Consider the following 18,506-nt stretch of genomic DNA (forward strand, 5'->3'; position numbering starts at 1 on the left):
CCGGCAGCGGTTCGCCCCTTGACGCCCGCAATGCGAAAGGGGCACACAAGAGCGGCATGGTGCTCGACGCGGCGCAAAGCGCCGGAGCATAATCGGGAATGGGGATGGGCGGACCCAGTTGCGGCGCCCAAAACCCCAGCCGCCCCCGCGACTGTAAGCGGTGAGGGGCTCCGAACCGCCACTGGACCGCAAGGTCCGGGAAGGCCGGAGAACCCAGTGAACCGCGAGCCAGGAGACCGGCCGTGCACGTATTGAGGCCAAGGCCGTCGGGTGTGACGGCAGGAAGGAATTGAGCCATGCATATCGAACCCGGCGTCGTGACGGGCGCCAAGCTCGTGTTGAGTTACGCAACCGGCATCGCCGCAGGTGGCATTGCCTTGAAGCTTGCGGCCGAGACCGTGCGCGAGCAGGGCGTCGTGTCGTTCGCGGCGCGGACGCTCGCCACCACCGGCCTCGTCTTCACCTTCTTCGAGATCCTGCCGCACTTCCCGGTCGGCGTCTCCGAGGTGCACTTCATTCTCGGCTCGACACTGTTCCTGCTGTTCGGCGCGGCTCCCGCGGCGTTCGGCCTTGCGCTCGGCCTGCTGCTCCAGGGCGTTTTCTTCGAGCCGGCCGACCTGCCGCAATATGGCATGAATGTCACGACGCTGCTGGTGCCGCTGTTCGCGATCCAGGCAATCGCTGCCCGGATCATTTCGCGCAACAGCGCCTATGTTGATTTGAAGTATCGGCAGGCGCTGGCGCTTTCGACGACCTACCAGGCCGGCGTGATCGCCTGGGTGGCGTTCTGGGCGCTTTATGGTTCCGGTTTCGCCATGAGCAACCTCGCCAGCATCGCGACGTTCGCGGCGTCCTATGCACTGGTCATCGTGATCGAGCCGCTGGCCGATCTTGCCGTGCTGGCGCTGGCGAAGTCTCTGCGTGGTGTCACCGCGCCTGGCCTCGTCACGCCTCGCCTGCACAACGCGGCTTAAGAGACAAGGGGCGGCCGTCATGGTCGCCCCGTACGCCCGATGCTCACGCTCTCCCTGATAGGCATCGGTTGCGGCGATCCCGAGCAGCTCACGCGCGCCGCGACCCGCGCCATCAACGCGGCCGATCTCGTCCTGATCCCGCGCAAGGGGAGCGCAAAATCCGATCTCGCCGATCTCAGGCGGACGATTTGCGCGGATGTGCTGACCAACGACAAGACCGTTATCGCCGAGTTCGATCTTCCGGTGCGGGATGCCGGTGAAGCTGATTACCGCAAGGGCGTGGACGATTGGCACGATGCGGTTGCCGCGACCTGGTCGCAGACGATCGCAGATCATCTCGGGATCGAAGGCAAGGTCGCGCTGCTGATCTGGGGCGACCCGTCGCTCTACGATTCCTCGCTGCGCATTGCGCGGCGATTGAATCCGTTGCCGACAATCGAAGTCGTGCCCGGCATCACCTCGATCCAGGCGCTGTGTGCGGCGCATGCGCTGCCGCTCAACGATATCGGCGAGCCCTTTCTGGTCACGACGGGCCGGCGCTTGCGCGAGGGAGGCTGGCCGCAGGGCGTCGACACGGTGGTCGTGATGCTCGACGGCGGCACGGCGTTCCAGTCGCTCGATCCGGCTGGGCTTCACATCTGGTGGGGGGCCTATCTCGGCATGGCCGATCAGATCCTCATGTCCGGTGCGCTCACCGAAGTGGGTTCGCGCATTGCCGCCGCGAGGCAGGACGCACGTGAGCGGCACGGCTGGATCATGGACAGCTACATTCTCAAACGCAGGCGTTGAGCGAGTCAGCATGCTTCCCGAATGGGTCACCCAGAACTGCCCCGAAATCTCCGCGGTCCATCGCGTGGCGGCCGTTGCGCGGCAGGCGCAACTGACGAAGCCGACGGGCGCGCTCGGCCGGCTGGAGCAGCTCGCGATCGAGCTTGCGGGCCTGCAGGCCACCGAGCAGCCGCGCGCCGCGCGCGTCCCGATCATCATCTTCGCGGGCGACCACGGCATCGTCGGACAGGGGGTGTCGGCCTATCCGCAAGCCGTCACCATCGCGATGATGGCGAATTTTGCCTCCGGAGGCGCCGCGATCTCGGTGCTGGCGCGCGAGCTGGGTTCGAGCCTCGAGGTCGTCGATGCCGGTACGCTGTCCGAGGTGCAGATGGCCGGAATCGTCACCGACAAGCCGCGCGGCGGCACGCGCGATTTCAGTGCCGAGGCCGCGCTCACCCCGGCGGAATTGGTCTTCGCCTTTGAGGCCGGCCAGCGCGCGGTGGCGCGCGCCGAGGCCGGCCGGCCTGATCTCTTGATCTTTGGCGAGATGGGGATCGGCAACACCACGACGTCAGCTGCGATTGCTGCGAGCCTGCTCGGTGTGAGCGCCGAAGAGATCGCCGGCAGCGGCACCGGCGTCGATGCGGCCGGCCGCGTACACAAGGCGCGGGTGATCGATGCGGCGATCGCACGCCATCGCGTCGCCGGAGCCTCGGTCGAGACAATCCTGTGCGCGGTCGGCGGCCTCGAAATCGCGGCGATCTCGGGCGCCATCATCGCGGCCGCGCAACGCCGCATTCCCGTATTGATCGACGGCTTCATCGTCTCGGTGGCGGCGCTGGCGGCGGCGCGGCTCAATCCCTCCTGCCAGCCGTTCCTGTTGCCCTCGCATCAATCGGCGGAGCAAGGACATCGGCTGGTGTTGCGCGCGCTGAACGTGCAGCCGCTGATCAGCCTCGATCTCAGGCTCGGCGAGGGATCGGGCGCCGCCATTGCGCTGCCGCTGGTGCGCTCGGCCTGCGCACTTCACAACGGCATGGCGACCTTTGCGCAGGCCAATGTGCCGGACCGGTCTAGCTGATCCGCTGATTGACCGAGACGACGCGCCAGCCGCTGGCGAGCCGGTCGATCCGGGTCAGCGACAACGGATCGATCACGAAGCGCAACGCCGCTTCCGGTGCGAGATCGAGCGCGATGCAGAGCGCGGCGCGGATCGTGCCGGAATGGACGACCAGCGCTGCGGAGCCTGCGCCGATCCGCGACAGGCCGAGGCGGACGCGGGCGACCTGATCCGCAAAGCTTTCGCCGTTCGGCGGCCGTCCGCGCGCCGGATCGCGCCAGAACTGCGCGTAGGCCTCGCCGCCGGTCGCGGCGAGCTCGTCATGCCGATGGCCGGTCCAATCGCCGAAATCCTGCTCGCGGAATTCGCTGACCAGCTCTGGTTCCAGCCCCAGCGCGCGCGCCGTCTCGACCGTGCGCCGCGACGGGCTGGCATAGCTTGCGACATCCGCGGGCAAGCGCTGCTTGAGAGCCACCAATGCCGCGTGATCGCCGAGATTGGCCGGCGCATCGGCTGCATGGATCGTCCCGGCTACGCCCGCGACAACCGCGTGCCGTATCAACCAGAGGAAGGTCTCGCCTTCCATGCTCATCTCCAAGGAAGCTTGTGCGGTCGCCACGACGCCGCAACTGGGACATTGACTCTGTCTTGGTGGTAATCCTAGATGCTCGCGACGGTTTTCCCGAGAGGGAATGAAAAGGGAATGCGGTGCGGGGAAAATTGTCCCCAATGCCGCGGCTGCCCCCGCAACTGTGAGCGGTGAATCCTTCGTCACGAGCCACTGGGTCCTCGGTCCCGGGAAGGCGACGAAGAGGTCACGACCCGCGAGCCAGGAGACCTGCCGTCAGCCGTGGTCACACGCGAAGATGTCGGTCGGGGAGTACAGACATTCGGCTTCATCGGACGGCTGCAAGGCCAAAAGGTGAGACCTCGTTCGCTGTGACGTGCCACTGACGTCATACCGAGGTTTGTACCGTGTCTTCCATCCGTATCGCACGACCGCGCCGCGTCCTGCTGGTTTCCGCCGCGTTCACGTCCTTCGCCGTTCTCGATCCGCCTGCCGCTCTGGCGCAGCAGGTCCGAGAGCCGCTGCCACCCGTCGAGGTCTCGCCCGCCCAGGCGCGCAAGCCGGCCAGACCGGCAGCAGGAGAGGCGGCGAGCGCGCGCCGCGCGGCAGCGCGCAGGCCGGCGGCGGTATCGGCAGCGCCAAAACCCGTCATGCCGGATCTGACGGCGCAAACGCCGCTCAACACCAATGCCGTTGCCGAAAGCGCTTCGCGGCTCGGCCTGACGGTGCGGCAGACGCCCGCGACCGTCGAGGTGATCTCGGCCGAAACCATGCGCGAGCAGGGCTATCGCACCGTGTCCGAGGTGGCGCAGGGCGCCGTCGGCGTCACCTCCGGCGACAACCCGGCCGAACCTTCCGCCTTCTCGATGCGCGGCTTCACCAACAGCCAGATCAACACGCTCTACAACGGCATCAAGATCGGTCCGCAGAACATGACCTCGCGGATCGTCGACACCGCCAATCTGGAGGCCGTGGAATTCCTCAAAGGACCGGCCTCGCTGATCTCGGGCGAGGGTGCCGCGGGAGGCGCCATCAACTTCGTCACCAAGCAACCGCACACGGGAGCGATCCGCAACGAGGCAAATTTCTCCTGGGATTCGCTGAATTCGTTCCGGGCCCATTACGGCTCAGGCGGCAGCACCAATGTGCAAGGGCTGGACTATCGCTTCGACATCAGCCGTTCCACGCTCAACGGCTTTGCCGACGACACCAACGTCAAGACGTTCGGCACGTCCGGCCAGCTCAATTACCGGGTCTCCGACAGCCTCAAGATCTGGGGTGCGGTCGAGTATCGCGAAGACCGCTCGAAGGCCTATTGGGGCGCGCCGCTGGTGCCGGTCGCCTTCAGCGGTTCGCATGCGACGACGGGGATCGTCTCCGGCAATTACGTCTCGAATTACAACGGTACCAATCTCGGTGCCGTCACAATCGACGACCGCACCTTCAACACCAATTACAACGTTCTCGATAACCGCAACGTGGCGCAGGAAGTGTGGCTGCGCGGCGGCTTCGAGCTGAAGCTCGCGCCTGACCTCACGCTGAAAAGTCAGGCCTATGGCTATGGCGCCGAACGGACCTGGTTCAACAACGAGATCGAGGCATTCAACTCCACCACGAACCTGGTCGATCGCGAGCGCTTCTATGTCGCCCATAGCCAGCGGCTGGTCGGCAACATCACCGACCTGATCTGGGACACCAACATCGCAGGATTCGACAACCGGTTGGTCACGACGCTCTCGTCGAGCTATCTCGATTTCGTCAGGCCCGGCGCGGCAAACTTTCCCGGAGATTCCGTTTCGCTGGTCGATCCCAACCGCGGCTTCTACGGCCTGCTCACGACACAGCAGCAGACCGCGCGCATCGACAACGAAGCGTTGTCGTTCGAGGACCGGTTGAAGCTGACGCGCAGCTTCGCGTTGATCGGGGGCCTGCGTGTCGAGCACATCGGACTCGACCGTAACTCGACCGACAAGGCCGGGCTGGAGAAGGCAGGCTTTCCGTACACCAAAGACTGGGCGCCGGTGACGGGCCGCATTGGCTACACCTGGGAGGCCGTGCCCGGCCTGACCTTCTTCAGCCAGTACGCCACCGGGGCCGACGTCGCAGCCAACAACATCTTCCTGCTGTTGCCGACCCAGCCACTGGACCTGACGACGTCGCGAACCTACGAGACCGGCGTCAAGCATCTGTTCTGGGACAATAGGGCGGAGTGGTCGTTCTCGGCCTACGACATCCTGCGCAAGAACGTCTATGCGGCGGCCGGCGGGCAGGCGCTCAATATCGCCGGGCGGCAGGAGTCCAAGGGCGTCGAGCTTGCCGCCTCGGTGCGGCCGATCGAGCCGCTTCGGTTGTGGGGCAACATCGCCTATGTCGATGCGCGCTATGCCGACTACAATTTCGTCGGTGGCTCGTTCTCCGGCAATACGCCGCCGAACGTACCGCGAATCGTGGCCAATGCCGGCGCATCGTACCGGTTCTTCACGCCCTGGCCTGTGGAGCTCGGCATGACCGGCCGTCATGTCGGCGACCGCTACAACACCGACGCGAACGTCGTGACGATGAAGGCCTACACCGTGGCCGACGTCTACGCCTTCGTCGATATCCCCAAGGCCGTGTTCAATGCGGTCGACCAGGCCCGCCTGACTTTCCGCGTCCGCAACATCACCGACAAGCGCTATGCGATCTGGGGCGATCCGTTCTATCCCGACCAGATCCTCCTGGGCGCGCCGCGCACCTACGAGGTCTCGGCCGCGTTCAAATGGTGAGGCCTTGAGCGCATGATGGGCGCGATCGTCCTCTCGCATCGCTGGCTCGGGATCGCGTTCTGCCTGCTGTTCGCGATGTGGTTCGCGAGCGGGATCGTGATGCACTTCGTCCCGTTTCCGTCGCTGACGGAAGCGGAGCGATTTGCCGGGCTCGCGCCGCTGGACCGTGGCGGGACAACGATCTCGGTCGCGGACGCCGTTGCTGCGAGCGGAATCACCGACGGGACGCGTGTTCGGCTGATCCAGCGCAGTGATGGACCGGTCTACGTCGTCTCGGGCCCCGCAGGTTCGCGAGCGGTCCGCGCCTCCGATAGAGGAGACGCATCGGTGACGTCCGCCGATGTCGCGCTCACCATCGTGCAGGGCTATTCCCGTCAGCGCGGGCTCGACGCGCCACGCGCCGCGATCGTCGCGCGGTCGGACCACGATCAATGGAGCGTGCCGAACGGTTTTGATCGCCATCGCCCCTTGTTTCGCGCCGCTCTCGGCGATGCCCCTGGAACGGAGGTCTACGTTTCGTCGCTGACCGGGGAGGTCGTCCTGGATACGACGCGCAGTGAGCGCGCGTGGAACTGGGCCGGCAGCGTGCTGCACTGGATCTATCCGACGGTTCTGCGCAGCAGCTGGGCGGTGTGGGATCGCGTGGTCTGGACGCTGTCGCTGCTGGCCCTGATTGCGGCATTGCTTGGCGCGGTGCTCGGAATCGTGCGGATCAGGTTTCGCAAGGGCCAAATCTCCTCGCCTTACCGTGGCTGGCATGCGCTGCATCACCTGATCGGCCTCGCGGCGACGCTGTTCGTGCTGAGCTGGATCTTCAGCGGCTGGCTCTCGATGGATCACGGCCGCCTGTTCTCGCGCGGGCAATTGACGCCGGCAGAGGCGGGCGTGGTCGATGCCGCCCCGGATTGGCGAGACGCTTCACCGCTCGATCTGCCGCCAATATCGCCGTCGGTGCGCGAGGTCGAATGGTTCGCCTTCGGCGGCAGGGTCTATCGGCGCGATCGGCTCGCGCTCGGCCACCAGACTCTGATCCGGGCAGGGGGCGCGCCGCGCGACCGACAGGCGGCATACCTGGATATGCAGGAGATCGGCAATCTGACGGCGCGCCTTGGCGCCGGCTGTGGCGCACCATTCCTGCTCGCCGACAACAACGACTATCCGGCGCAGTCCGCTATTCCCGGGGCTCCTGTCTACCGCACGACCTGCGGCGATCTCTGGTTCGATGTCGATGCTGCCGATGGCAAGGTGCTGCAAAGACTGGACCCGTCGCGGCGCGTCTATCGCTGGCTCTACAGTGCGCTGCACACGCTTGATTTCCCGATTCTGCTGGCTCACGCGCGGCTGCGTGACGCTCTCATTGTCGGCCTCTGTACGCTCGGACTGATGTTCTCCATCACCGGCGTCGTCATCGGATGGCGACGCTTGCGGGCGTCGCTGGCATCCTGAGGCCGGTGACGTCCTCGCTTACTGACCGTACAATAAAGAGAGGCTGAGCCGACCTGCGTGCATAGCTCCTGGTCAGCCCTCTCCCCCGCACCGCAGATTGATCGCCTGCAAATTAGACAAACGGACTTGCGCAATCCGATTGCAGTGCAACGGGCGCTCCCATTTGTGTCGAAGATTCCAAGGGTGCGCTGCACATTTCTGGCTTCGTATGCTTCTGCTCTCTGCGCGAGCAGCGCTGCACCAAAACGTGCAGCCGATGGTGCGCCGCGCAATGTCGGCGGCTTGCTGGCTCGGTGGTTTGCGACAACTCCGACCCTATCCCGCGGCCATCGCTCTGTCGCACGCTCGCCCGTGATGGCATGACAGGGAATGACGATGAGCGTGCTCGCTTTGGCATTGGATGCGGCAATGGCCGGGAAGGACCTGGCGTCCGGTCCGGACGTCACGCGTAGCTGACTGTGCAGATGAGCTACTCCGACAATCACTGGGAGGTCGGCACCGATATCGGTGGCACCTTCACCGACATCATCGCCATCCGGCGCGATTCCGCGGAAGCGCGAATTGCGAAGGTGCCGTCGCGCCCCGACGCTCCGGTGCAGGCGATGCTGGAGGCGATCGAGGCGGTGGGCCTGCGCAAGAGCGAGGTCAAGCGCTTCGTCCACGGCACCACGCGCGTGACCAACGCGATCGTCGAGAATCGGCTGCCGAAGGTGGCGCTGGTCGCGACCGAAGGCTTCGCCGACGTGCTCGAGATCGCCCGCTATCGCCGGCGCGACCTCTACCGGCTCGACATTCCGCCGAAATCGCCGCCTTTGGTGCCGCCTGAAAGATGCTTCGGGCTCGCCGAGCGCCTCGATCATGAGGGGCGAGTGTTGAAGGCGCTCGAGGAAGCCGAGATCGAGCGCCTGGTGGCGTGGCTGAAAGGGACCGGCGTTCAGAGCGTCGCGGTCGCACTCCTTCACGCCTATGCCAATCCGGTGCATGAAAAGATGCTGGGCGAGCGGCTCAAGGGCCTCGTCGCCCATGTCTCGCTCTCGCACGAGGTCAATCCCGAGGCACGCGAATATGAGCGGACCTCGGCGACCGTGTTCAACGCGGCCGCGATGCCGATCGCGGTGGAATATCTCAGCGAGCTGGAGCAGCGGCTGCCGATCGGGGCCGGCCTGCAGGTGTTTCACTCCGCCGGCGCCATGGTCCCGATTTCGGCGGTGAAGCGGCGTCCGCTGGTGATGGCGATGTCAGGGCCGGCGGCGGGCGTCTCGGCGTCGGTCAGCATCGCGCGCCAGCTCGGCTGCTCGCGCATGTTGACCTTCGACATGGGCGGCACCACGACGGACGTGTGCCTGATCGTCGACGGCCAGGCCGAAATGACCGACGGCCGCATGCTCGGTGACAAGCCGCTGCGCCAGCCGATGCTGGCGGTGCACTCGATCGGTGCGGGCGGCGGATCGATCGTGCGCAACGGTCCCGGCGGGCTGACGGTCGGGCCCGAGAGCGCCGGCTCCGAGCCGGGCCCGGCCTGCTATGGCCGTGGCGGCACGGAGCCCACCATCACCGATGCCAATGCCGTGCTCGGCTATCTCAATCCCGAGACCAAGCTTGGCGATCGCATCGGCATCGACATCGAGAGCGCCAAGCGTGTCATCGCGCCAATTGCGCACGCACTCGGACTGAGCCTGACCGAAACGGCGCTCGGCATCATCAAGGTCGCGAACGCGACCATGGCCCGCGCGCTCCGCCGCGTCACGGTCGAGCGCGGCATCGACGGGCGCGACTGCACGCTGCTGGCCTTCGGCGGCGGCGGCCCGATGCATGCCGCGGGCCTCGCCGATCTCTACGGGATTGCGGAGGTCGTCGTGCCCAGTGCCTCGAGTGCGTTCTCGGCCCTGGGCTGCCTCACCGCCGATTTCAGCTTCCTGCAGCAGCAGACCCTTCGCGCTGCCCTCGACGGCATCGATCTCGCCCGCGCCTCGGAGCGGATCGACACCCTGATTGCCGATGCCTCGGCGCCGCTTCTCGCCAACAATGTTGCAAGAGCGGAGATCCAGGTCGAGCTGGTGGCCTTGATGCGCTATGCGGCGCAGAATGACGCCATTCCGGTATCGTTCACGCTGCCGCTCGACGTCGCCCGGCTGAAGCAGGACTTTCTGACGCGGCATCACGAGCTGTTCGGCTATGCGACCGGTGAGCCCTGCGTCATCGAATCCGTGCGGGTGCAGGCGTGTCGCCCTTCGACGACCATTGTCAGTCGGCCGGCGACCGCGGCGAGGGCGGTGTCTACGGGCACGCGCACCTGCTCGTTCGACGGCTTCCATGACATCGCAACCGCGATCGTCGACCGCGCCTCGCTCACCGAGACCATCAATGGTCCCGGTATCATCGAAGACGCCTGGTCGACCGTGGTGGTGCCGCCGGGCTGGCAGGCAAGGCCAGATAGCGCGGGCAATTTGTTCCTGACGCGGGGAGCAGCATGAAGCTCGATCCGTTCGTCGTCGAGGTTATCAGGCACGGGCTCTCCGCGGCGGCCGAAGAGATGAGCCTGGTGATGACGCGCTCGGCGCGCTCGCCGCTTTTGCGCGAGGCCGGCGACCTTTCGTCAGCGATCACCGACGGCTACGGCGGCCTGGTCGGGCAGGGCCGCGACATTCCGATCCATCTCGGCGCGATGGCCTACACCATCCCCGAACTCCTGAAGGTGATGCCGCGCGATGGCCTGAACGACGGCGACGTCGTCATCTACAATATCGGCGCGCTCGGCGGCAATCATCTCAATGACGTCAAGGTCGTGCGGCCCGTCTTCTTCGACGGCGAGATCGTGGCTTTCGCGGTCAGCCTCGCCCATTGGCCTGATATCGGCGGCACCTGGCCCGGCAGTTATTTCGCCAAGGCGGTCGACACGTTCCAGGAGGCGATGCGGATTCCGCCGGTACTGATCGCAACCGCAGCCGGCCTCAACACGCCGATCGTGCAGTTGCTCAAAGCCAACGTTCGCGATGCCGAATCCTGCGAGGGCGACTTGCTCGCCCAGATCGCGGCGACCAAGGCTGGCGAGAAGCGCATCGTCGAGCTCTGCCGCGAGCATGGCAAGGCGGTCTTCATGGCGGCGCAGTCGCGCCTGCACGATCTCTCCGAAATCGAGATGCGGGAAGCGCTGCGCGACTTGCCGGATGGCGTCTACGAGGGTGAGGATTATCTCGACGACGGCAGCGCAAACAATGCGCCGGCGCGGATCCATGTGAAGATCACCATTCGCGGGAATGAAGCGACCTTCGATCTCTCCGGAAGCTGCGATCGGGTCTCCAATTTCTGCAACACGACGCCGTTCATGGCGCGCTCGGCGGTGGCCTATGCCGCGCGCATCATGAGCGGGCGCGACATGCAGCAGAATGCCGGCGCGCTGCGGCCGCTGACCATCATCACGCGCCCGGGCTCGATCCTCGAGCCCGGCTGGACCGCCTCAGTTGCCGCCGGCAATCACGAGACCTCCATGCGCATCGTCGATGCGATCTTTCGCGCCATGCAGGACACCATTCCCGAGCGCCTGTCGGCGGGCGGGGCGACCACCGCGGGCGTGCTATTCTTCGCCGAGCCGCGGCCGAACGGGTCGTGGAAGATGCTGTACGAGGTCCATGGCGGCGGCGAAGGCGCGCGGCACGATCGAGCCGGTACCTCCGCCACCCGGGTGCATCTGTCCAACACCTCGAACACGCCGGTGGAGGTGATCGAGGCGAATTACTCGATCCGGCTGGAGCAGCAGGCCATCCGCCGGAATTCCGGCGGCGCGGGCGCGCATCGCGGTGGGGACGGCTCCGTCCGCACCTACCGCATCCTGGCGCCATCGATGCACCTGACCACCTGCATCGAACGCATGGTGATGGCGCCTTGGGGCATGCAGGGCGGCTATCCCGGCAAGGCCTGCTGCATCTCGCTGGTCCGGCAGGGCCAAAACGTCGCCATCGACGGCAAGTCGAACCTGGTGTTGCAGCAAGGTGATCTCGTCACGATCGAGATGTGCGGTGGCGGCGGCTACGGCGCTGCGGCTGTGGAGTGAGGCATTGGCGATGAGCAGATTGTTGCGAACCGGGCTGAATGCGGGCGAGGCCGCACCGATGGCCGTGGTCGGCGGCGAGGGCGTCTACTTTCACCTTGCGGACGGCCGCAAGCTGATCGACGGCAGCAACACCGGCGGCGGTCTCGGCCACCGCCATCCCGCTATGGTGGAGGCGGTCCGCCGCGCGGCGGATACGCCCGTCGTCAACGAAGGGTGGACCTGGGTTGGCCGCGAGCAGGCCGCCGGCGATCTGATGGCCACCGCCTTCAAGGGCGAAGAGGATTGGGTCGGCGCGGTGCGCTTCTGCATCAGCGGCAGCGAGGCCAACGACATGGCGCTGTCGCTGTGCCAGGCGCTGACGCAGCGCTCCGCGCTGGCAACGCGCGAGCGCGCCTATCACGGCATCACCGGCCTGTCGCGCAGCATGACGGTGCAGCCGCAATGGCACGGCGGCCTCGCGGTGCACGCCGGCGGCTCAAAATTGCCGGCACCGATGGCACCGGTGCGGATTCTCCCGGCGCCGAATGGCGCGATCTATGGCGCGCCGGCCAACAACGCGCCGCCCAGCGAATATCTGGCTGACGCGCCGCGCCTCTTGTCGGACACGGCAGCGACGATCATCGACTACACGCAAGGCGGCATCTATTACGACGGCGCCTATCAGGACGAGGTCGCGCGCTGCGCGCGAGAGGCCGGTTCGTACTGGATCGCGGACGAGGTCGTCACCGGCGCAGGCCGCGCGGGCCGCTGGTTCGCATTCCAGGGCGCGCAGAGCCGCCCCGACATCGTGACGCTCGGCAAATCGCTGGGCGGCGGGGCGGCGGCGGTCGCCGCGGTGGTGGTGTCCAAGGACATCGTCGAGCGGCTCAAGGGCACGAGCTGGCAGAATTACGGCACGTTGCGCGGCCATCCGATCAGCATGGCTGCGGTGAGCGCCTATCTGAAGGTCGTCAGCGACGACAAGATTTTGGAGCACGTCGCGGGCCTCGAAAGGCTGTTTGCGCGGCGCCTGCTGGCGATCGCGCAAAGGCATCCGAGCGTGCAGCGCGTGGCGGGGCAGGGGCTGCACTGGACGGTCGAGCTGCATGGCCCGGATTGGCGCACCTGGCATGCCGACACCACGGAGGTGCCGATCGCCTCGCGCGTCGCGGAGCGCGCGCTGGAGGCCGGCGCGGTGATCGGCACCAGCGGCGAGCAGACCTCGCTGTTCCTGGCACCGCCTCTGATCATCTCCGAGCGCGAGGCTAACCAGCTTCTGGACGCGCTCGACCACGGTCTCGATGTCGCTGACGAGGAGCACGGGTGAGCCACACAACGTCCCTGAGGTCACCGGCCTGGCCGGCGGACGAGCCCTGGCATCTCGCGATGCCGGAGGGGACGCTTTACGACGCGCTGGCGCGTGCTGCACGTGAACGTCCCTCGCATCCGGCGACGGTGTTCTACGGCGCTAGCCTGAGCTACGCCGAGCTGCGCGACCGGGTCGATGCCATGGCCGGCTTCCTGCAAGGCGTTTGCGGCATCAAGCGCGGCGACCGCGTCATGATCGCGCTGCAGAACTCGCCACAATATGTCGTCGCCTATTACGCGGTGATGCGGGCGGACGCCGTGCTCGTACCGGTCAATCCCATGAACAAGACCGCCGAGATCGCGTATCTCGCTGCGGACAGCGGCGCCAGGGTCGCGATCATCGGCAGCGAGCTGAGCGATGTGGTTGCGCCACTGGTCGGCGAGGCCATCACGCATGCAATCGTCGCGCAATATCGCGACGAGGTTCCAGCCGCCACGCCCTACACGCTGCCGCTGTGCGTGACCGACGCGCCGTCGGAAGTGCCGTCGTCGCCGGGCTGGTATTCGTGGTCGCCCGCGATCACGCAACGCCTGCAGCCGGGTGCGATGGAGGCGGGGCCGGACGATCTCATGATCCTGCCCTACACGTCCGGGACGACAGGCAAGCCCAAGGCTTGCATGCATACCCATCGTAGCGCGCTGTTCACCGCCGTCTTGCAGGCGCGCTGGTACGGGCTCGACGGCAGCGACGTGATGACCGGCTTCATGCCGCTGTTCCATGTCGCGGGCATGCAGGGCTCGATGAATGCCGCCATCGTCGCCGGCGCCACGCTGCTGCTGATGGCGCGCTGGGACAAGGATCTGCTCCCCGACCTGTTCGAGACCTATGGCGTCACGTTCTGGAACGCCGCGCCGACCATGATCGTGGATGTGCTCGCCAGCGCCAGTTTCCGCGAAAAATGCTTTGCCAAGCTCAAGGTGCTGACTGGCGGCGGCGCGGCGATGCCGACCGCGGTCGCCGAACGGCTCAAGGGGCGGTTCGGCCTGGATTTCGTCGAGGGTTACGGCATGACCGAGACGATGTCCCCGACGCACCTCAATCCGATGGCCGCACCCAAGCGGCAATGCCTCGGCATCGCCGTGCACGAGACCGACGCCAGGGTGATCGATCCCGAAAGCCTGATCGAGCTCGACGACCACGTGGTCGGCGAGATCATCGTGCATGGGCCGCAGGTGCTGCAGGGTTACTGGAACAGGCCGCAGGCGGATACTGAGGCCTTCATCGAACGCGACGGCAAGCGGTTCCTGCGCACCGGCGATCTCGGCTACCGCGATGCCGACGGTTATTTCTTCGCCGTCGACCGCCTGAAGCGGATGATCAATGTCAGCGGTTTCAAGGTGTGGCCGGCCGAGGTCGAGGCGGCGATGTACCAGAACCGCGCCATCCGGGAATGCTGCATCATTTCAGCGCCGGACGGCTATCGCGGTGAGACCGTAAAGGCGCTGGTGGTGCTCGATGACGCCGCGCGCGCGACGACTTCGGCCGATGATATCGTCGGCTGGGCACGCGGCGCGATGGCAAGCTACAAGGCGCCGCGCGCCGTCGTTTTCGTCGAGTCCCTGCCGCGCACCGCCAGCAACAAAATCAACTGGCGGCTGTTGCAGGATGCCGAATGGGGGCGGACGGCATGAAAGCTGCTTGGCTGGAATATCGGCACGGAGCCGCGTTATGCTCGGCGCGGCGGAAGATCCCACGAGCCGACCCTTCCCCCCAGACATCACCAGGAACTCGCTGATGCGCATCGTCAATGTCGCCGCCGCCCAGATGGGCCCGATCCAGAAAGCCGACAGCCGCGAGGCCGTGGTCAAGCGCATGGTCGCGCTGATGGACGAGGCGAAAGCGAAGGGCGCCGACCTGATCGTCTATCCCGAGCTGGCGCTGACGACGTTTTTCCCGCGCTGGTACGTCGAGGACCGCGCCGAGTTCGACATCTGGTTCGAACGCGAGATGCCGAACGCGGCAACCAGGCCGCTGTTCGAGCGCGCGGCGCAGCACGGAATGGCGATGAATTTCGGCTATGCCGAGCTGACCCCGGAAGGTCATCATTTCAACACCGCGATCCTGACCGACAAAACCGGCAAGATCGTCGGCAAATACCGCAAGGTCCATCTGCCGGGCCATGTGGAATACGACACCAAGCGCTCGCATCAGCACCTGGAGAAGCGCTATTTCGAGCCGGGCGATCTCGGCTTCAATGTCTGGCGCGAGCTCGGCGGCATCATCGGCATGGCGATCTGCAATGATCGCCGCTGGCCCGAGACCTATCGCGTCATGGGCCTGCAGGGCGTCGAGATGGTGCTGATCGGCTACAACACGCCGTCGGTAAATGCGGAGAAGAGTGAGGAGGGCGTCGAGAAGCGCCTGTTCCACAATCGCCTCTCGGTGCAGGCCGGCGCCTATCAGAACGCGACCTGGGTGGTCGCGGTCGCCAAGGCCGGCAATGAGGACGGTCACCCGCTGTTCGGCGGCAGCCTGATCGTCGATCCCAATGGCGAGATCGTGGCCGAGGCGAAGACAGACGATGACGAGGTTCTGGTTCACGCCTGCGACCTCGACGCCACCACCTTCGGCAAGACCACGATCTTCGATTTCGCCCGGCATCGCCGCATCGAGCATTACGGCCTGATCACCAGCCAGACCGGCGCGGTGCCGCCGCCGGAGAACTGACGCCGATGGCTGACAAGGGCATCTCCCTGCGTGAGCTCGATCCGCGCGATCGCTACAAGCTGCTTTGCGGCGTGGTGGTGCCGCGGCCGATCGCGCTGGTGACCACGCTGGACGAGACCGGGGCGGTGAATGCCGCGCCGTTCAGCTTCTTCAACGTGTTCTCCGAAAGCCCGGCCTTGATCGTGCTCGGGCTCCAGCACAAGCCGGACCACTCGCCGAAGGACACCACTCGCAACATCCATCGCGACGGCGAATTCGTGGTGCATATGGTGGACGAGGCGCTGTCGGTCGCGATGAACGACTGCGCGGTCGATTTCCCCTCAGGCGACAGCGAGGTCGCCGCGACGGGCCTGGCGACGCTTCCCTGCGTGGACGTGAAGGTGCCGCGCCTCGCTGCGGCGCCGTTCGCGCTGGAATGCCGGCGCCATGTCGTGCTGACCTTCTCGCCCGATCGCGAGCTCCTGGTCGGCGAGGTCTTGCGGGTTCACGCCCGCGAGGGCCTGGTCGATACCGCCAACATGTACGTCGATCTCGACGCCTATCGGCCGATCGGCCGCATGTTCGGCAACCTCTACACCACCCAGCGGGACACGTTTGCCCTGGTCCGCGAGAGCCATGCGCAATGGCTCGCGCGCCAGGAAACCAAAGAGCTGAAGGACGCCTAGTGGGCCGAGAACCGCACCGTACCCAGCGCCATGGTGACGGCCGCCTGTGTCGGATCGATCACGGCAATGCGCAGCTCGTCTTCCAGCGCACGGCGGTGGCGGGCCATGCCGGCGCAGCCCATCACGATGGCGCGGGCACCGTCCTCGTCGCGCAGCGCGCGGCCGACCTCGATCATCTTGGCGAGCGTGCCTTCACCGGAAGCGGTTTCGGCGACGCTCATGTTCAGTGGCCGCTCGCCGGAAAAGCGGTCGGTCAGGCCCATCTGCCTGAGATAGCGCATGTGCCGCGGAATCGACCGCTGCGCGATGGCGATGACGCCGAAGGTCTCCGCGCGGGAAAGCGCCGTCAGCACGCCACACTCGGCAATGCCGAACACCGGCCGGTCGGTGCCTTCACGGCAGACCTGGAGCCCGGGATCGCTGTAGCAGGCGATGACGAAGGCGGCCGAGCTGTTGTCGCTTTCGACCAGCTTCCGCAAAGGTATCGCAACGCTATCGGCGTCCGCCTGGCTTTCGATGCCGAACGGACCCTCGGCCAGCGTCTGGCAGACCACTTCGGGTCCGCCTTCGAAATCGAGCGGCTTCAACGCATCCTCCAGCCCCTGCGTGACCTTGTGGTTGGAGTTCGGGTTGATGACGAGAATGCGCGGCCGGGACATGATGATCTTCCTGCGAATTTTAGCGAACGTGCCTTGAGCCTATCACGGAGTGCCTCATGACTGAACCCGCTTACGACCTGATCATCCGCGGCGGCCGCGTCGCCACCACGACCGACGTCTTCGAGGCCGACGTCGCCATCTCCGGCGAGACCATCGCGGCGATCGGCCGCGGGCTTCCGCCCGCAAAGCGCGAAATCGACGCCCGCGGCAAGCTGGTGCTGCCCGGCGGCGTCGACAGCCACGCCCATATCGAGCAGCTCTCGGCCGCCGGCATCATGAACGCCGATACGTTCGAGAGCGCCACCGTCTCTGCCGCCTTCGGCGGCACCACCACGGTGATCCCGTTCGCGGCTCAGCATGTCGGCATGAAGCTGCCGCAGGTCGTCGAGGATTATCACGCCCTGGCGAAGAAGGGTGCGGTGATCGACTACGCCTTTCACATGATCATTGCGGACGCGACCAAGGAGACGGTCGAGGAGCACATTCCCGCGCTGGTGAAGCAGGGCCATGCCTCGATCAAGATCTTCATGACCTACGACCGCCTCAAGGTCGACGACGAGCCGCTGCTCGACATCCTGCTCGCTGCGCGTCAGTCGGGTGCGATGCTGTGTGCCCACGCCGAGAACCACGGCATCATCGCCTGGATGGTGAAGCGGCTGCTGTCGCGCGGCTACAGCATGCCGAAATACCACGCCGTCAGCCACGCCCGCGTCTCGGAAGCGGAAGCCTTCACCCGGCTGATTGGCATGGCGGCGCTGATCGACCAGCCGATCATGATCTTCCATGTCTCGACAGCCGAGGGTGCCAAGGTGATCCGCGACTCGCGCGGGCAGGGGCTCAAGGTCTTCGCCGAGACCTGCCCGCAATATCTGTTCCTGACCGCTGCGGATCTCGACAAGCCGGGTGCTGAGGGCGCGAAGTGGATGTGCAGCCCGCCGCCGCGCACGCATGCCGACCAGGAGGCGCTGTGGCAGGCGCTCTCGCTCGGTGATCTCCAGACCATCTCGTCGGACCACGCGCCGTATCGCTATGACGAGACCGGCAAGTTGCGCGCCGGTCCCAATCCCAACTTCAAGCAGGTTGCCAACGGCCTCCCGGGCCTGGAGCTGCGGCTGCCGCTGTTGTTCGACGCGATGGTGTCGAAGGGACGGCTCGGCCTGGAAAAATTCGTCGAGCTGACCGCGACGGCGCCGGCAAAGATCTACAATCTGCATCCGCGCAAGGGCTCGATCGCCGTCGGCGCCGATGCCGATATCGCGATCTGGGATCCCAACCGCGAGGTCACCATCGCCGACGAGATGATGCACGATCTCGCCGGCTACACGCCGTTCGCGGGCCGCCAGCTGAAGGGCTGGCCGGTCTCGGTGCTCTCGCGCGGCCGCGTGATCATCGAGGGCGACAAGTGTCTTGCGCGCGCCGGCAGCGGAAAATTCCTGGCGCGCAGCGGCGGCGAGGCGGCCAGGCCGACCGGCCGGCTCGTTGCCGACATGGATCCGGAGCGGAATTTTGGAGCCAAGCTGCTGTGATGGTGG

14 protein-coding genes and 2 riboswitches are annotated in these 18,506 nt (G+C 66.1%); of the genes, 12 read left to right on the plus strand and 2 right to left on the minus strand.

Features of this window, described 5'->3' with window-relative positions; genetic code table 11:
* The first annotated feature begins 40 nt into the window (after positions 1 to 40).
* Positions 41 to 260, plus strand: a riboswitch (cobalamin riboswitch).
* Positions 261 to 296: 36 nt separating this feature from the next.
* The 3 genes from N2602_RS14400 to cobT are packed head-to-tail and all read left to right on the plus strand — an operon-like array spanning position 297 to position 2,826.
* Positions 297 to 974, plus strand: a complete 678-nt coding sequence (locus N2602_RS14400; RefSeq protein ID WP_260383036.1) for an energy-coupling factor ABC transporter permease — start codon at positions 297 to 299, stop codon at positions 972 to 974.
* 39 nt (positions 975 to 1,013) lie between these two features.
* Positions 1,014 to 1,763 carry a precorrin-6A synthase (deacetylating) gene (cobF, locus tag N2602_RS14405; RefSeq protein ID WP_260383037.1) on the plus strand — a complete coding sequence of 250 codons (750 nt, stop codon included), beginning with the start codon at positions 1,014 to 1,016 and terminating at the stop codon, positions 1,761 to 1,763.
* Between the two features lie 10 nt (positions 1,764 to 1,773).
* Positions 1,774 to 2,826: a nicotinate-nucleotide--dimethylbenzimidazole phosphoribosyltransferase gene (gene cobT / locus N2602_RS14410; RefSeq protein WP_260383038.1), complete on the plus strand. Its 1,053-nt coding sequence runs from the start codon at positions 1,774 to 1,776 to the stop codon at positions 2,824 to 2,826.
* Here the strand turns inward: cobT and N2602_RS14415 are convergent.
* Entirely contained in the window at positions 2,819 to 3,391 is a 573-nt protein-coding gene (locus N2602_RS14415; protein ID WP_260383039.1) for a histidine phosphatase family protein, read from the minus strand. The genes cobT and N2602_RS14415 overlap by 8 nt on opposite strands.
* A gap of 71 nt (positions 3,392 to 3,462) precedes the next feature.
* A riboswitch (cobalamin riboswitch) is annotated at positions 3,463 to 3,666 on the plus strand.
* Between the two features lie 114 nt (positions 3,667 to 3,780).
* Here N2602_RS14415 and N2602_RS14420 point away from each other — a divergent pair.
* The 8 genes from N2602_RS14420 to N2602_RS14455 all read left to right on the plus strand — a co-directional run bounded on the left by N2602_RS14420 (position 3,781) and on the right by N2602_RS14455 (position 16,315).
* A complete protein-coding gene (locus N2602_RS14420; RefSeq protein WP_260383040.1) occupies positions 3,781 to 6,138 on the plus strand; it encodes a TonB-dependent siderophore receptor in 2,358 nt (785 codons plus the stop codon).
* A gap of 12 nt (positions 6,139 to 6,150) precedes the next feature.
* Entirely contained in the window at positions 6,151 to 7,584 is a 1,434-nt protein-coding gene (locus N2602_RS14425) for a PepSY domain-containing protein (RefSeq protein WP_260383041.1), read from the plus strand.
* Positions 7,585 to 8,048: 464 nt separating this feature from the next.
* The gene (locus tag N2602_RS14430) at positions 8,049 to 10,058 is read left to right on the plus strand and encodes a hydantoinase/oxoprolinase family protein (protein WP_260383042.1); all 2,010 of its coding nucleotides are present in this window, start codon (positions 8,049 to 8,051) and stop codon (positions 10,056 to 10,058) included.
* Positions 10,055 to 11,635, plus strand: a complete 1,581-nt coding sequence (locus tag N2602_RS14435) for a hydantoinase B/oxoprolinase family protein (RefSeq protein ID WP_260383043.1) — start codon at positions 10,055 to 10,057, stop codon at positions 11,633 to 11,635. Before N2602_RS14430 ends, N2602_RS14435 begins: the two co-directional genes overlap by 4 nt.
* A gap of 10 nt (positions 11,636 to 11,645) precedes the next feature.
* Positions 11,646 to 12,941: an aminotransferase class III-fold pyridoxal phosphate-dependent enzyme gene (locus N2602_RS14440; protein WP_260383044.1), complete on the plus strand. Its 1,296-nt coding sequence runs from the start codon at positions 11,646 to 11,648 to the stop codon at positions 12,939 to 12,941.
* Positions 12,938 to 14,614, plus strand: a complete 1,677-nt coding sequence (locus N2602_RS14445) for a long-chain-fatty-acid--CoA ligase (protein WP_260383045.1) — start codon at positions 12,938 to 12,940, stop codon at positions 14,612 to 14,614. The genes N2602_RS14440 and N2602_RS14445 overlap by 4 nt, the downstream gene beginning before the upstream one ends.
* Positions 14,615 to 14,717: 103 nt before the next feature.
* Positions 14,718 to 15,650 carry an N-carbamoyl-D-amino-acid hydrolase gene (locus tag N2602_RS14450; RefSeq protein WP_260383046.1) on the plus strand — a complete coding sequence of 311 codons (933 nt, stop codon included), beginning with the start codon at positions 14,718 to 14,720 and terminating at the stop codon, positions 15,648 to 15,650.
* Positions 15,651 to 15,655: 5 nt separating this feature from the next.
* A complete protein-coding gene (locus tag N2602_RS14455) occupies positions 15,656 to 16,315 on the plus strand; it encodes a flavin reductase family protein (RefSeq protein WP_260383047.1) in 660 nt (219 codons plus the stop codon).
* Here the strand turns inward: N2602_RS14455 and N2602_RS14460 are convergent.
* Positions 16,312 to 16,974, minus strand: a complete 663-nt coding sequence (locus N2602_RS14460) for an aspartate/glutamate racemase family protein (protein WP_260383048.1) — start codon at positions 16,972 to 16,974, stop codon at positions 16,312 to 16,314. The two genes, N2602_RS14455 and N2602_RS14460, sit on opposite strands and share 4 nt — an antisense overlap.
* 56 nt (positions 16,975 to 17,030) lie before the next feature.
* Between N2602_RS14460 and hydA the strand changes: the two genes are divergently transcribed.
* Entirely contained in the window at positions 17,031 to 18,500 is a 1,470-nt protein-coding gene (gene hydA / locus N2602_RS14465; RefSeq protein WP_260383049.1) for a dihydropyrimidinase, read from the plus strand.
* The last annotated feature ends 6 nt before the right edge of the window (positions 18,501 to 18,506 follow it).

This window comes from Bradyrhizobium sp. NC92 (genome assembly GCF_025200865.1).
Taxonomy (GTDB): domain Bacteria; phylum Pseudomonadota; class Alphaproteobacteria; order Rhizobiales; family Xanthobacteraceae; genus Bradyrhizobium.

Bases quoted from the DNA above. Each gene is read 5' to 3' on its own strand.
- N2602_RS14400 (WP_260383036.1), top strand. From the start codon at position 297: ATGCATATCGAACCCGGCGTCGTGACGGGCGCCAAGCTCGTGTTGAGT.
- cobF (WP_260383037.1), top strand. From the start codon at position 1,014: ATGCTCACGCTCTCCCTGATAGGCATCGGTTGCGGCGATCCCGAGCAG.
- cobT (WP_260383038.1), top strand. From the start codon at position 1,774: ATGCTTCCCGAATGGGTCACCCAGAACTGCCCCGAAATCTCCGCGGTC.
- N2602_RS14415 (WP_260383039.1), bottom strand. From the start codon at position 3,391: ATGGAAGGCGAGACCTTCCTCTGGTTGATACGGCACGCGGTTGTCGCG.
- N2602_RS14425 (WP_260383041.1), top strand. From the start codon at position 6,151: ATGATGGGCGCGATCGTCCTCTCGCATCGCTGGCTCGGGATCGCGTTC.
- N2602_RS14430 (WP_260383042.1), top strand. From the start codon at position 8,049: ATGAGCTACTCCGACAATCACTGGGAGGTCGGCACCGATATCGGTGGC.
- N2602_RS14435 (WP_260383043.1), top strand. From the start codon at position 10,055: ATGAAGCTCGATCCGTTCGTCGTCGAGGTTATCAGGCACGGGCTCTCC.
- N2602_RS14440 (WP_260383044.1), top strand. From the start codon at position 11,646: ATGAGCAGATTGTTGCGAACCGGGCTGAATGCGGGCGAGGCCGCACCG.
- N2602_RS14450 (WP_260383046.1), top strand. From the start codon at position 14,718: ATGCGCATCGTCAATGTCGCCGCCGCCCAGATGGGCCCGATCCAGAAA.
- N2602_RS14455 (WP_260383047.1), top strand. From the start codon at position 15,656: ATGGCTGACAAGGGCATCTCCCTGCGTGAGCTCGATCCGCGCGATCGC.
- N2602_RS14460 (WP_260383048.1), bottom strand. From the start codon at position 16,974: ATGTCCCGGCCGCGCATTCTCGTCATCAACCCGAACTCCAACCACAAG.
- hydA (WP_260383049.1), top strand. From the start codon at position 17,031: ATGACTGAACCCGCTTACGACCTGATCATCCGCGGCGGCCGCGTCGCC.